Here is a 15461-nt window from a genome sequence, read left to right on the forward strand (position 1 = left end):
AAAACGTGCTCTACTGGCATTGGAGCCCTGAATACGGCTGGGAGATGGACTTCCCCGTGCACGGCTACAACGAGTGCCTCATCATGTACATCCTTGCCGCCGCCTCGCCTACGCATGGCGTGCCCGCCGCCGTATACCACGAAGGCTGGGCGCAGAACGGCGCTATCGTCAGCCCGCATAAGGTAGAGGGCATCGAACTGCATCTGCGGTATCAGGGCACGGAAGCCGGTCCTCTGTTCTGGGCACAGTACTCGTTCCTGGGACTCGACCCCAACGGGCTGAAAGACGAGTATTGCCCCGATTACTTCGGCGAAATGCGTAACCTCACGCTTGTGAACCGCGCCTACTGCATCCGTAACCCCAAACATTACAAGGGCTTCGGAGCGGACTGCTGGGGACTGACCGCCAGCTACTCCACAGACGGGTATGCCGCCCACTCGCCCAACGAGCGCGACGACCGGGGAGTCATCGCTCCCACCGCCGCCCTTTCGTCCATCGTATATACACCGGAGTATTCGCTGCAAGTGATGCGCCACCTTTACGACATGGGCGACAAGGTGTTCGGCCCTTACGGATTCTACGACGCTTTCAGCGAAACGGACAACTGGTATCCGCAACGTTATCTTGCCATCGACCAGGGGCCGATAGCTGTCATGATTGAGAATTACCGCAGCGGACTGCTTTGGAAACTCTTTATGAGCCATCCGGACGTACAGCAGGGATTGCGGAAGTTAGGATTCCAATTGAGTTCTGACACCCCCATTTCCGCTTCATAACCGGGATTGCGATCCTACTGAACGCTATTGCCGCCTCCACCGCCCTTTACATCATCATTGCTGATGGAACGGGCGGCTTTCTTGACGCTGGCTTTCAGCTCGCCGATACGGTAACTGACACTGATGCCGAAGCGCTGGCGGCTGTACTTGCTCCAGCTCTCCTGCGTAAAACCAACACCTTCGAGCGTATTGGTATTGTCCATGTACTTCTTAAAGAAGTTGCTGGCAAAAGCAGAGAGGGTCAGACGCTTGTCGAAGAAAGACTTGTTTACGCTCAAGCCGTAATCGAAGTAACTGCTCCCTTTACCCTGTAACATTACCCAGGGAGTCTGGCCGAACACGTTCAGACTGATGCGCCAATCATGGGGCAGGGTTTGTTGCGCACCCCCGTAGGCAAAAAGATTCCAACCATCGTTTTTAAGGCCGTTGGCTCCTTCCATATATGAATAGTTACCGTAGATATTGGCATAGATACGGGTATTGGATGTAGCATTCCAGTTGATATAACCGCTAAGACTCGCATTCTTGGTTTTTCCTATGTTCTGATAAGTGGAGTAAAGCACCTCTTTGCCGGTAGTCTCTTTCAAACCCTCAATCTCGGTATCGGGAACCATTTCGGAGATTTGCTCGATGCTGTTGTTGGTAAACGAATAGCGGAGCGATAGGTTGATATTGAACTTCTGCGTAAAATTACTGTAACTCAGATTGAAAGCATGGCTTTTCTCACTATCCAGATTGGGGTTTCCTTGCGTGATATTGGTAGGATTACTGTCATTCAGGTAGGGATTCAGATACCAGATGCCCGGACGGTAGATACGCATGTTATAACCCAAACGCAAGTTGGACATATCCGTCAGCTTCCAACCGATGCTGGCGGAAGGAACTACATCGTCGAAATCCTTCTTGAAGTTATCGCCTTTGCCTAAAAGATACTTCACATTCTGTATGGTATGCTCGTAGCGCACGCCCAGTCTGCCGGAGAGCTTCTTCACTTTCAAGGAATAACCGGCATAGGCAGCCAGAATATCATTCAGGTGTTTGTAGTGGGAACTATGGTCTTCATCGAATTCATAATCGGTTTGCTGCCCTGCGGCGCGCTGGAAGCGGTCGTCCTCGGCAGTATTGTTGCGAAGAATGTATTTAACTCCGGTTTCTACTGTGTGCATCTTGCCGATGGGAGTCGTATAATCTGCCTGTAAGGTGTGCTCCGTAGTGCTTTGCGAACCGTCATTATGCTGGTCGAGCATGCGCTTCATAAAGTCCTGCCAGTCCGGGGCCACATTGTCCATATCATACTCGTAGCCGGAATAGGAATCCGAGGTCTGCGGGCGGGTATTAATCTTATACGAGAACGTGAGCATACGCTCCTTTACGGGAAACAGACGCTGGTAGTCGATACCGCCGTCAATGGAATACCAGGAACTTTTACTGTGACTATTGGAGACATAGTTGTACAGTTCGTTGGCAGTACCGGGGAAGGTGGCCAGCGTATTGGTCGCTCCGTCGCTCTTGTTCTTACCGCCCCAAAGCCCGAAGGACATGGTTACCAGCCGCAATGTGTCGATTTCATAGCTGGCTTCCATACTGCCTGACTGGAAAGAACCGTCTCCCTTGCTTGTCCCGCTGTAATCCAGGTTGGACGAACTGCTGTCCGTTTCGCCGACGGTACGCCGATTGCCGCCGGAGTAGCTGCGGGGCTGGTTGTTATAGTTGTAATTATAACGGGCGCTGAAAGTCAGTTTGCCGCTTTTTATCGTACCGAATACACCCCCACCGGCGCCACGGTTACTGACATTGCCGCTGAACGTAGCCATATACCCTTCCAGTCCGCCGCCTACGGTAACAATGTTCAGGATACCCCCGACACCTTCCGCATCGTACTTTGCACTGGGATTGGTAATTACCTCTATGTGCTTGATGGAGTTGGCGGGCATACTTTTCAGGACTTCCGTAGGATTATTACTCATCATGTTGTTGGGCTTGCCGTTGACATACACCTTGAAACTGCTGCTGCCGTTCACCTTGATGTTGTCTTCGCCGTCCACCGTTACAAGGGGTACTTTGCGCAGCATCTCAAGAACAGAGTTCGACTTGGAATCGGGGTCGTCCTGCACGTTATATTCTATCTTGTCGATATCTGCCTTTACCAACGGCTTCTGGGCTACAATCTCCACCTGTCCCAACTCATTGGAAGCATCTGTAATATACATGGTACCGAAGTCCACCGACTTTTCTCCCGATTTTACGGAGAAGTTCTTCACAATACTGTTCCGTCCCACCGAAGAAATTGTCATAATGAAGTTGCCTTTATTACCGGGTACTTTCTCCTGGAAGTGTCCCTTCATATCCGTCACCAGCATTTTCAACGCATGTTCCGGCGCTTCTTTCTTAACTATTTTGATTGTAGCGTACGGCTCGCCTTCTTTAGTAAGAGAATCGAGTAAGATACCCTTAATCTGAAAGGAAGAGTTTGCCGCATTCTGTGCAGTTGCCCAAACGGGTATTAACAATACCGCCAGCAACATGGCCCATCTGTTTTTCATGGTGTTTCCCTGTTTAAATCTATACCTTGTCTGTTTTTTCGTAGCAGATAGTGTCTACTGTCACAACGAATTAGGCAAAAATAGGGCATTCTTCGGCATTTATCGGAACACCGGAGTTAAAAAAAGCGAAAAGTACATTGATTTACAGAAAGTAGAAAAACAACAGCAGGAACACATTGGCGGCAATGTTGCTTACTATCGCCTGCATGCTGCAAGCTGTTATGCATCACTCTGTATAGGGTACAATACTTATTCCTGAAATTCGGTCTCAACAGACTAAAAGACGAATATTTCCCCTGTTACTTCGGCAAAATACACAATCTGATACTTGTAAACCGCGTCTACTGCATCCGTTCCCAAAAACACTACAAAGATTTCAGCCCTTTATGGGTTCCGTACCATTTTCAGCAAAACGGACAACTAATATCTACAATGTTATCTCGTCATAAACCAAAGCCCGATAACCATAATAATTGAGCATTATTGTAGAGGGCTGTTATGAAAGCTCATTATGAACCATCCAAACACGGCAGGAGTTACGGAAATCAGAATTCACACCTATCAAACAAAAATACGTAACCCAAACTAAATAAAAACACTCTCCCTAACTTTCCATACCAAGATATAATTTTACTTAGAACTGAATGACTTTTAACATAAACAGCACTTAACGTCCATTCTCATCACTGACTTCGATACTCTTTAGGTGACCCTCCATATTGTTTGAAAAACTCTCGATAAAAATAAGATTTATTGGAGAAACCACATTTAAACATAATCTCTGATACAGTTAGCCTTGTAGTCCTCAATAATTTAGCCGCATGTTCCAATCTAATACTACGGATGAACTCACTCGGAGTCTTATCCATTATCTCTTTAAACTTACGATAGAGAGTAGCCTTACTCACACCTACAAAATCGGCAATGGTAGAAGGACTGAGTGATTCATCGTCAATGTTACTCTGAATAAAGTCTGTCACAGTATGTATCAACTCTTCATCCTCAGGATGGAGTACAATGCCGTTCCTCACTTTGATGGACGATAAACTGGAATTAAAATAATCTTTCAACAATGTCTGCCTAGACAGTAGATTCTCAATAGTAGATATTATCTGTTTAGGGTGAAAAGGTTTAGTAATATAAGCATCAGCACCATGCTTGAAAGCATTTATTTGGTCTTCTACAGAAGCCTTTGCCGAGACTCCAATGATTGGGATATAACTTGTCTTGAGTTCTGACTTAAGTTTATTTATCAGTGTCAGTCCATCCATATTAGGCATCATTATATCGCTAATGATAATATCAGGATGATTATGCTCTATTTCACTTAAGGCTTCAATACCATCTCGGGTCACGCGCACAGTGTACTCAAAGAGAATATCACATAACAGTTCACAAATATTCTTCTCATCTTCAACAACCAATACTACAATTTCCTTATGAATCTTTGAAAGCTCTGCTTTCACCTCTTCTTGAGGTACAGTATCATCCTCATCCAGCGCAGAGACCTGTAAACTATCAGATGACAATGAAGGAATCATTACGGAGAATTCCACATACTTCCCCAATTCGCTATTTACGCTTATCTCACCTCCAAGTAGTTCAACGAGTTGTTTAGTGAGGTTCAAACCTATACCATTACTAACTGAATTACCAAACTTTGCAACATCAAATATCTTGTACTTGTCAAATACTTCCGCCATTTGCTGCTCCGTCAATCCTTTACCTGAATTACGAATCAATAGATGTAATGTACTGTCTGGATCATCCTGCGAAAGCATGACCTTGATGTAGCCATTACGCGGTGTATATTTAAAAGCATTGGACAGTAAGTTGAATATAATCTTCTCCAAAGCATTAGAATCCGAATATATTTTTGCCACGTTTTGCATCACTATCTTAAAATCAATCTTATTATCCCGAAGAATATCAATATAATTATCTGAAGCATACTCCACGAGTGTCTTTACATCTATATACTTCGGATGCAAACTCATATTCCCTGAAGCTTTGCGAAATTCCATGAGTTCACTAATTAACTTCTGCATCCGTTCCGCATTATTCTTGATTATCTGTAAATATTTCCTTGTATTCTCATCGAATCCATACTGTTCCAACAAATGTTGAGCTGGAGTGTAAATCAAGGTTAAGGGAGTAAAGAATTCATGAGCAACATTAGTAAAGAAATTAAGCTTTGATTCATAGTTTTTCTGTTCATGTTCCCTTTCTACGCGAGCAATAAGAACCTGACGACTAAGGCGAATGCGATTCTTCACTACCGATTTTACAATACAAAAGATGATGACAATCAATACTCCATAGATAGTTAAAGCCGGCACGCTAAGCCACCATGGATAACCAACTTTAATCGTCAGGCGATAGATATGATTCCCCCAAACTCTGTCACCATTAGTACATTTTACTTCCAAATGATAATTACCGGAGGGTAGATGAGTAAAAATGAGACTAGGATTATTTCCCATCTCCACCCAATCATCAGAATGGTTCTTCAAACGATAAGCGTATTCACAATTCTCGTTATTTATAAAATCTTTAGCTATGAAATTAAACGATACAAAACGCTCTTCATAACCTAATTTTAGGATACCTTTCTCTATACGTTTGTTAATATCTTGCAGTGTATTATATATCTTTAGAGTATTCAAAGTAAGAAGTGGATTAAAATCCCTTTTATGTATATTTTGGGGATTGAAATAATTAAGACCACTCACTCCACCAAAGTACAGATAATTACGCCTATCTTTTAAAAAAGCTCCATCAGAAAATTCATCATTCTGCAAGCCATCGTTCAGAGTGTAATTATCGATCTTACCATTAGTGATATTCAAGCAAGAGAGACCTTGATTAGTACTTATCCAAATATTATTCTTTGAATCTTTTAATATCCCATGAACAGTTTTGTTAGTCAAAGTCCCATCAACGTACTTAGTCAAAGTGAAGTCGTTGTTACAACCTTGTAACTTATTAAGTCCATAGCTGGTTCCTATCCAAGTGTCCGAATGATCTTGAAACAAACAAAGTATATCACTATTAGTAAGTAGAATACGACTATCAATATCTTCCAAAGTCTTGATAGTATTGTTTTTTAAGTTAATCCAATGCAATCCCCCACCACGAGTTCCAAACCATAATGCCTGGTTTTCAGGATCGGACGCAATAGCATAAACTACATCGTTACTCAGTGAAATACTTTTATCTGATGAATTGTACTGACGGAAGCCTTTTACCCTATATCTACCCTGCTCCTTAGAAATCTCCATCTTTATCAGCCCATAACCTGAGGTGCCTATCCACATTAATGAATCGTTGTTAGTAAAAAAGATGTTGTATACCGCTTTAAACATTGGATATTTATCTGGTATGTCCAGCCTATTAAGTCGTCCGGTAACCGCATCCAAAATATTAATACCTACACCTTCCGTTCCAATAAAAATATCATTGGCTCTATTCTTCCTCAAGGCATAAACAGAATTAGATATTAGCCCTTGAGATTCATCTAAATAATCACGTATTGTCTTAGTATCAGGATTTAACAGTTTTATTCCATTTCCTTTTGTTCCAACAAGGATATTACCGATAGTATCTTCACAAAAACATCTTACAGGATGAGTAGTATGAATTGTCTGAAACAATGAGTCATAATGATAAAATTGTATCAATCCTTGCCCATCCGTACCTATCCATAAGATATTTTGGCTACCAAGATAAAGAGTAAATACAGATAACTGATTAGGCAATTCATCCAGATAAGTATGAGTATCAGATTTTAGATCGTAAAGAATACACCCACCTTCTATAAAACTGATGTACATCACATCACCAGATAAAAGGACTTGAGATACAGGCTTACTTATGCTAAGCCGAATAGAATGAGAAACTGTAAAGTCATGATTCAGTATGAAAAGTCTGTTCTTCCCGTTCAAAACAAATCGACCGCCACTCTGAAACAAGCTATTCACTGGACCATCCATGCCAATAGACAGCAATTTATCCTTCTTTCCCTCCTTAATAAATTGCCTATAAGAAATATGAGCAATAGTACCGTCTTCCAAAAGAAAAAGCAAATTATCCAATTTATCTATGGAAAAATCTTTCACCTCAGTTACAAAATCAGTTTTGACAAAATTGAATTCATCAATAGAATCATCATATATAAAGAAGCCCACTCCCTTTACAAAACAAACAATTTCACTTCCAGCACTCTGTGCAAGAATAAATGACTTTTCCTGGTAGGGAATCTTGTTATCTTTCCTCAAATAATACCTTGTTATCTGATAGGTTTGCTTGTCCAAACGATTAATACCATTATCTGTAGCTATCCATAAACAGTTTTCTTTCTCAATTATCTGACGAATAATATTATTGCTTATAGAGTTCGGATCACTTTTACTATACCTAAACGTTGTGATTTCTCTCCCATTGTACGCATTCAGTCCATCCCATGTTCCTATCCACATTGTATTCTCGGAGTCTTCCAAAATACAGTTTACCGAATTATTCGTCAGCCCATTTATATTAGAGATATATCTCACCACATTAGAAGCATATAGATTCTCAGAGGTAAAAAATAAAATAAGTAGAAAATGAATTATTTGTGTAAATAAAGATGTTTTCATGTATAATATTCCTGTTTAAGCATTTAGGATAAAATGCAAATATATACATTTCTCCAATAACAACGAGTATTATGATCCTACAAAGGCTAAATGAAGATATTTATTCCTTCTAGTACTGTACCCTTAAAAGATTATCTATCCTTGACAACGAATAACCCCTAGAAGGAATAAGATTACACAGATTCGTCCTATATGTAATCTGCATCTAAATGACAACTAATCCACTTCTGTTCTTTTTAGCAAACAAGAATCAACAGACTGTATTAATTATTCGTTAATGCTGCTTCAAGACATACTTAAAATATCCCGGGTCTTGTAATGGTGAGCGCATACCGGCAACTTCCAATGCTCTGAGAACAAAAACATTCCAAGAAAAAACCCTTGTGCTAGGCCACCAACAGCCGGATACGCTTAAATCATAAGGCAAAAACTCATGGCTAAAAGGCTCATCCGGATGAAGCGTGATCTCTACGGCAAGTCGGTCTTTGATTCGTTTTTTAGCATCCTTCCATCCATGTTTCAATCCAGCTACATATCCGCAAACCTCTTCACGCATCCAACTGCCAGCATTATAATAGATACCATTATCCCAAAACATATTGGGTGAAAAAGGTTTGTTCTCCATAGTGAAAAAAGTATCTTTTTCATGGAAAATCAACGGTGAATATCCATTCTTTACAGGAACTTTATCCAGGGTTTTGACAACCATCTCTGACGTCAGTATAGGTTTATCAAATAGCCACCACGATACAAACTCCGGCAATAGAGAATTGAATGTAATAGAATAAGGATATTTACGATTATCGATCAGATATCCTCTCTTCTTGTCATAGAAAGCCCTATATTCCTGATTAGCTTTCTCCACATATTTTTGAGAAACAGGAAGTCCTAGTTCCTTCGCTACTTGGAGAGTAACGGCAAACATCCCCTGATTAACAGCCAAGTCGGATGTCTTATCCGGATATTCCACCACATCATTCTGTCCCAATACAAACTCTGCAGCACAAATACCGTCTCCATCAGGGTCGTACTCATTGATACAAAAATTGAAAGCTTTCTTTATCTTATCCATAGGAATGGGTGTCCCATATAACCGATGATTAACCAAAGCAAACCATAAGAATTCAAGCGTGGCATCATTACCCTTTACTTCCCTACTTCCCATGCAAGGAGTAATAATAGTACCGATAGCTCCTCGTACATCTTGTGTTGCTGCCCAAGCATCAAATATTTCCTCAGAAGCATCTTTATCATATACTCCCATAAGACTCCAGAAAGAATCTCTATTATACATGTCAGGAGCATAATTAATACTTGGAACATTCAAGGGAGTAAAATTGTTTCGACTTGTAATCCACATCAGCATCTGATAACAAGCATACAAGCACTTCTCTTCCGTAGTACCCTTAAAGCCCAGTCCATCCGCCAAATAGACTTGAGATGCTAAACGAAGATCATGTAAAGTAGGCTGAGCCGGTGTGGCAAAAATGAAGACTCTCTTAACCTCTTTCTTATTCTGTTTCAAACAGTGATAGGCATAGTTATGAGCATCTGAACGGATGACTTCCAAATCTGTTATTTCCAAATTAAAGTCACTTCCTTTCTGTAAGGAAGAAGCTGCAATCAACAGGTAAGTAAGCTCCTGCTCTGTGTTTGCTATAAAAACTGTTTCTTCTTGCTGCACCCAATCTGCTGCAGAAGAAGGCATATCCGTTTGATAATGCAGTCCTGCGACATCTATACTGCCCGTTCCTTCGCCTTTCCACAACTTCACTGTGATGGGATTTGCAGAGCGATGTTTAAAACGAATTGTATAAAAACCATCAGACAATTTATAAGGGATACGTACACCAGATATTTCACTTTGCACCGAATTTCCTTTCACAGTAAACACATTCCCGTTCCTTTCCAAACTGGCACCTGCATAAGATTTCCATTTCTGTATTTCAGGAACTGGGTAAAAGCAAGTATTCACCGGATGATTAAAATCGGATACTTCACCGAAAGTGAATTTCACGGAATAATCTCCTTTTTGACGCTGTCTTTCATCGACAATCCTGATAAGATTAGCATCACAAATTTCGCGTATCGCTCTAAAACCGATTTCCCCCTGTTTAGACGGACGGCGGCGGATATTGCGTGTCCACAGATTTTTATCACCAGCATCAGTCAGCAGCCCTACAGCCAATGTATCGTTCAACATATATCCTGCTGCCGGATAGGTTTCATGGGCTACCCCGCCCATATTCTCATTATCATCAAAGCTCCAAAAAGCAAAAGGCTTGTCGGCAGCAGTTATGGATGTACCAACTGAATAATATAATAAAGAAAGATTATTCTGTTGTAACTCTATTCGCTTACTGACCAATTGTGAACTAACAACCTCATAAATCACATTAACCGACAAGTCTGCCTCCAACTTCTTTAAATACACATTTCCTGAAAGTACCACTTTTCGCTCCGACTGTTCCACCGAAGTCGCTTTCCACCCTTTCAAGGTCTCTCTGACAGAGTAATCTTCATTATCAAAATATAAATCCAACTCTCCGGCTTTACCTTGCTCCATTATCAATTGGGAACCATAATAGATATTCACATAATATCCTTGGTTCTTATTTCCCAACACATGTAACTTCATCTCGTCAGCAAATCCCTGCACACAAAAAATAGCCAACAAAAATACAAGGCATATAAAATGCTTACTCATAGTATATCTAAATTATAGAGGATGTGTCAAAAATAAATTAGCTATCATTGGAGCATTCTTCAGAAACAGATGATACAAATCAAATATAAAAACAGATCCGGATAATTCCTGTTAATTTTTCCTTCATCGGAAACAGCAACTCACAAGTGATAAAACACTAAAAATTCAACACATCCTCAAGAATAATTAATAACCAGGATTCTGAATCAACTTGCCACCAGACTTATCTATATCTTTTTGAGGAATCGGGAACAAATAGTTACGATCCGTAAAAGCCTGGCCATTAGCGTTAAGCACTTCCTTTGCAATGCCCCAACGTTTCAGGTCTCTAAAGCGATGAGACTCCAATCCAAGTTCCACGCGACGTTCGTGTATCAACCATTCCCATGCTTGTTCTTTGGAACCAAGCCTATCTCTATCGGGTAATGTTCCAGCAGGAGCTTTCGTCTCCCCATCAACCCCCACAGTATTTCTTGCCCTTTCTCTGACCTCATTGATAATATCAATAGCATCGGATACCTTACCTGTTTCAATCAAAGCTTCGGCCTTCCATAACATCACATCTGCATAACGGATATACACTTTATTACTTGGGGCATCATCATAACCTTGGTTCTTATTGGATAAATCACCCAAAATTTTATACACCAATTGCTTTTCAACATCAACGGTCAAATTCAAACGTGGGTCATTCGGTTCAAACTCCTTAATAAAACTCTTAGAAGGTGCAAAGAAGCCCCAACCCAGCAAAGCACACAACCCGTTACCTTGCGCCGGAGTCATCTTCTCCTTATGATCGTAAGCAAAAATAACCTCATTATCGGTGAACTCATGATACTGGCTAAATGAGTCAAAATAATTACTGTTCAAACGATAAAAGCCTTTATCTTCAAGTTCTTTAATAGCACTTAGTACTCCCGGATAATCCTTTCTATATAATGCCACCTTAGCCTGCATTGCTAAGACAGCTCCCAAAGAGACCCTCCAAGGCTCACTTTCTGATGAGAACTTCGTAAGTGGCAAATTTCCTTTTGCATCTTCCAAATCATTCATAATCTGTTCCCAAACTATTTCTTTGTCCGTTCTCTCAGATACCTTATATGCATCCTCAAAATCTTTAATAGGAGCTATCAAAAAAGGAACATCACCAAAGTTCGTAACAAGATCGAAATAATAGAAGGCACGTAGAAAATAAGTTTCACCCAACAAACGCTTTCTTAATGAAGCATCCATCCCAACAGTCTCTATAATTTTATCATCCATCAGATAGCTTAAAGCTAAATTTGCTCTAGAAACACCCTCATATTGATAACTCCAGAAACCGTTGAATGCAGTGTTAGAAGCTATATATGAGTAGTTCTGAATTTCATCCATCCAAGGCTGGTCGCCATCTGGATTCCATTTCTTCAAAGCGTCATCCGAAGCTAAATCATAAACAACAAAATCATTACGAGTCACAGTACCGTCATCCCATGCCCAATCTCCCAGCAAATTCAAAGTACTCGCAAGCATCTGATAAGTAGAGTTTACTGAATATTGAACACTTGTAAGCGTAGGATTTGTATTTACATTATCCGGTGTTAATAATCCTATCGGATCCTTATGTAAATAATCATCACAACTTGTCACAAACAAAAGACTTATCACACTAAACAAAGTTATATGTATCTTTTTCATTAGTCTAATCTTTAACAGTTTAAAATTTAACATTTACACCAAACAAGAATGATCTTGCTTGGGGATAAGTTCCATAATCTATTAGGTCCGTAGATTCAGGATCCAGACCTGAGTATGAAGTTACGGTAAACAAATTCTCTGCCGACACATATATTTTCAAATCGGATATAGGTGAATTGATTTTCTTCAGCAATTTTGCAAAAGAATAGCCTAGCTCAACATTTTTTAATCTAAAGAAAGAAGCATCCTCTACAAATATGCTTGATATTCTGCTTCCCCCATTGTCCGTAAAACTTGGACGAGGAATCGAATTACTTGTCCCTTCTCCATGCCAGTAACCCAACATCTCTGTTGTATGATTGAATGGGCGCGTATCATAATTCAAAATTTTCTTCAAATCATTAAAATGTTGCACATCTTGCACTCCATGAAACAACATAGAAAAATTAAACCCTTTATACTCTCCATTCAGAGTAAATCCGTAAGTAAACCTAGGAATCGGGCTACCTAGAAAATCGCGGTCATTGTCATCTATCTTTCCATTATTATCTAAATCTTTGAAACGAATATCTCCAGGCTGCACCGTAGGATTGTCTGTTGCATAAAGTTGTTCATTAATTTCTGCCTCATTTTGATAAATACCTTCCATCACAAAACCATAATAAGCATTCAATGGCTGACCTACTGTTGTACGGGTAACCTTGCCATCAATATTAGGCAAATTAGGATGTAATTTTAGTACCTTATTGTCTAAAGTAGCAATGTTGCCATTAATACTATAATTAAAATCACCCACTTTATCCCTATATGTCAATGATAGTTCAAAACCTTTATTACGCACAGTACCAGCATTCACTATTGTAGGAGATACACTACCTACATAAGAAGGCAATGAAATTGGTAACAATATATCTGATGTTGTTTTCATAAAGTAGTCGGCAGACAAATATAACTTGTTTCTCAATATTCCTAAATCAACACCAACATTCCACTGTTCTGATGTTTCCCATTTCAAATCGGGATTGCCATAACGGGAAATAACATATTTATCACCATCTTTCTTTAATAAAGTCATAAAGGTATAGTTATCAATCTCTTGATTCCCCAACTGTCCCCAACTACCTCTCAACTTCAAATCTGATAACCACGATATATTTTTCAGAAACTTTTCTTCAGACATTTTCCATCCAGCCGACACTGAAGGAAAAAATCCCCAAGCATGATTACTTGCAAACCGGGAAGAAGCATCTGCACGAAAATTTCCAGTTATCATATAGCGGTTATCATATACATAAGTAGCAGAGGCGAAAACAGACATCAATGCCCACTCTGAGCCTGAGCCACTATTCCATATATCAGACTCTGTTCCACCAAAATCAAGATATCTGAAAGTATCATTAGTATAATCATAACGTTGCCGAGAAGCTCCTATAGATGATTCATAATTGGAAATAAATTCAGTACCCGCTACAGCATTAATATTATGCCTTTCAAATTGTTTTGCATAACTTAGCGTATTATTCCAAGTCAATGTGAAACTTTCACCACGTGATTCATCAAGGTTACTCGGTCTGTTTTGTCTACCCAAACCTTTATCCACATCCGAACCGCTGCCATCATCGTCACCAAAATTCTGATTGAAAGCCTTATTGTGATAAAGATTCAAATCAATACCCAAATTAGTCTTGAACTTTAAAGAATGATCTTGCAAAAACTCGTATTCTGCAAAAACATTACCAAATGTTGTGTACTGCGAACGTTTATCATCTGTATAATAAGCTAAAGCAATAGGATTAGACGTCCATTCATATTTGCTACTTTCCCAACCGCCGTTTCGATCGTTATTCTTATAAAAAGGCAAGTCCGTAAAAGGATCATTAGCTTTATAAGTAGGATCATTCACATCTTTATAAACACTTAACACTGACGGACGCAACATAGCATGTCTGATAATACCCGGCGCATCACCTTTTGAGTTTAATTTATCCTGAATTGAATAAGTCAATTGTACATTAGCTCCTATATTGAGTCTGTCATAATACTTTGCATTTATATTTGAGCGCAAACTAAAGCGACGATACCTATCATTATCATATACCACAATACCATCTTGAGAAATATATCCAGCAGAAAGCAAATAGTTTACACCTTTCGAACCTCCACTCATAGTTGCTTGAATATTATGAGTCTGTCCTAAAGTAAATAGTTCATCTAACCAATCAGTATCGGCAAGATCTGTCCTTTTTTTATCAATAGTATAAGGATTTGAGCCTTCATAACCGGCATTATTCCATGCTATTTCCTGCACATCCATATATTGTTGAGTATTCAGCATCCTGGGTAGATTCGCAACCTTCTGTATTCCATAATAATAATTCAGTTCTAAATGTCCTTTTCCCACTTCACCTTCTTTAGTCGTAATCACAACTACACCGCCAGAAGCACGTGAACCATAAACAGCAGCCGCAGAAGCATCCTTTAGTACTGTAATTGAGCTAATATCAGACGGATTCAAAAAAGTCATGGTTCTTGATGGTACTCCGTCAATGATGTACAGAGGGCTATTATTACCGATAGTGCCCTCTCCACGAATCAACATGGAGATGTCATCACCCGGTGCACCTGTACTTTGGGTTATCTGCACACCGGCAACCTGACCTTGGAGAGCTTGAGACACTGTGGCAACCCGACGCTTCTCCATATCATCCATATTCACTGGTGCAATAGCTCCTGTAAGAGAAGACTTTTTTTGTGCAGAATACCCCACAACAACCACTTCCTCTAGATTTTGCGTATCTTCTTTCAACACAACTCTGATATTTTCCTCTTGTTTAACTACATAGTCCACAGAGGCATAGCCTATATAAGAGAATTGAATTAAATCATTTTGCTTACCCGAAAGGCTAAAGCTGCCATCTATGGCAGTAATAGTTCCCTCTCCTGTAGTTTTATTCAAGACGCTTACTCCAATCAAAGCCTCTCCAAGTTCATCTACAACGGTTCCAACCAACATTTTATTTTGGGCAATGACTCCCTGGAATAAAAACAAGCAAAGCATAGTCAGGCAAAATTGCCGTACCCTAGATTTACTCGAAAACAAATTAAATTTCATAATACTTCA

The 15461-nt window shown here is 40.1% G+C and carries 6 protein-coding genes; 1 reads left to right on the forward strand and 5 read right to left on the reverse strand.

The window, feature by feature from the left end:
• Nucleotides 1-776: glucoamylase family protein (locus tag AB5903_RS13060; protein WP_368117905.1), on the forward strand; the 776-nt coding region annotated here is incomplete at its 5' end.
• A 14-nt stretch (nucleotides 777-790) separates the two neighbouring features.
• Here AB5903_RS13060 and AB5903_RS13065 read toward each other — a convergent pair.
• From AB5903_RS13065 to AB5903_RS13085, 5 genes are all read right to left on the reverse strand, one after another.
• On the reverse strand, nucleotides 791-3319 hold the full coding sequence (locus tag AB5903_RS13065) for a TonB-dependent receptor (RefSeq protein ID WP_368117906.1): 2529 nt from the start codon (nucleotides 3317-3319) through the stop codon (nucleotides 791-793).
• Between the two features lie 683 nt (nucleotides 3320-4002).
• Nucleotides 4003-7956, reverse strand: coding sequence for a hybrid sensor histidine kinase/response regulator transcription factor (locus AB5903_RS13070; RefSeq protein WP_005656160.1), 3954 nt, complete (start codon nucleotides 7954-7956; stop codon nucleotides 4003-4005).
• Nucleotides 7957-8230: 274 nt separating this feature from the next.
• The gene (locus AB5903_RS13075) at nucleotides 8231-10663 is read right to left on the reverse strand and encodes a hypothetical protein (RefSeq protein ID WP_272709907.1); all 2433 of its coding nucleotides are present in this window, start codon (nucleotides 10661-10663) and stop codon (nucleotides 8231-8233) included.
• Between the two features lie 186 nt (nucleotides 10664-10849).
• Nucleotides 10850-12340, reverse strand: coding sequence for a RagB/SusD family nutrient uptake outer membrane protein (locus tag AB5903_RS13080; protein ID WP_117903075.1), 1491 nt, complete (start codon nucleotides 12338-12340; stop codon nucleotides 10850-10852).
• A gap of 19 nt (nucleotides 12341-12359) precedes the next feature.
• Complete coding sequence (locus AB5903_RS13085) at nucleotides 12360-15452, reverse strand: TonB-dependent receptor (protein WP_220396356.1); 3093 nt, start codon at nucleotides 15450-15452, stop codon at nucleotides 12360-12362.
• Between the last annotated feature and the right edge of the window lie 9 nt (nucleotides 15453-15461).

Origin of the sequence: Bacteroides sp. 2201st1_D9_2201SCRN_220225 (assembly GCF_040928965.1) — a bacterium.
Taxonomy (GTDB): Bacteria; Bacteroidota; Bacteroidia; order Bacteroidales; family Bacteroidaceae; genus Bacteroides; species Bacteroides stercoris.

Bases quoted from the DNA above. Each gene is read 5' to 3' on its own strand.
- AB5903_RS13065 (WP_368117906.1), bottom strand. From the start codon at position 3,319: ATGAAAAACAGATGGGCCATGTTGCTGGCGGTATTGTTAATACCCGTT.
- AB5903_RS13070 (WP_005656160.1), bottom strand. From the start codon at position 7,956: ATGAAAACATCTTTATTTACACAAATAATTCATTTTCTACTTATTTTA.
- AB5903_RS13075 (WP_272709907.1), bottom strand. From the start codon at position 10,663: ATGAGTAAGCATTTTATATGCCTTGTATTTTTGTTGGCTATTTTTTGT.
- AB5903_RS13080 (WP_117903075.1), bottom strand. From the start codon at position 12,340: ATGAAAAAGATACATATAACTTTGTTTAGTGTGATAAGTCTTTTGTTT.
- AB5903_RS13085 (WP_220396356.1), bottom strand. From the start codon at position 15,452: ATGAAATTTAATTTGTTTTCGAGTAAATCTAGGGTACGGCAATTTTGC.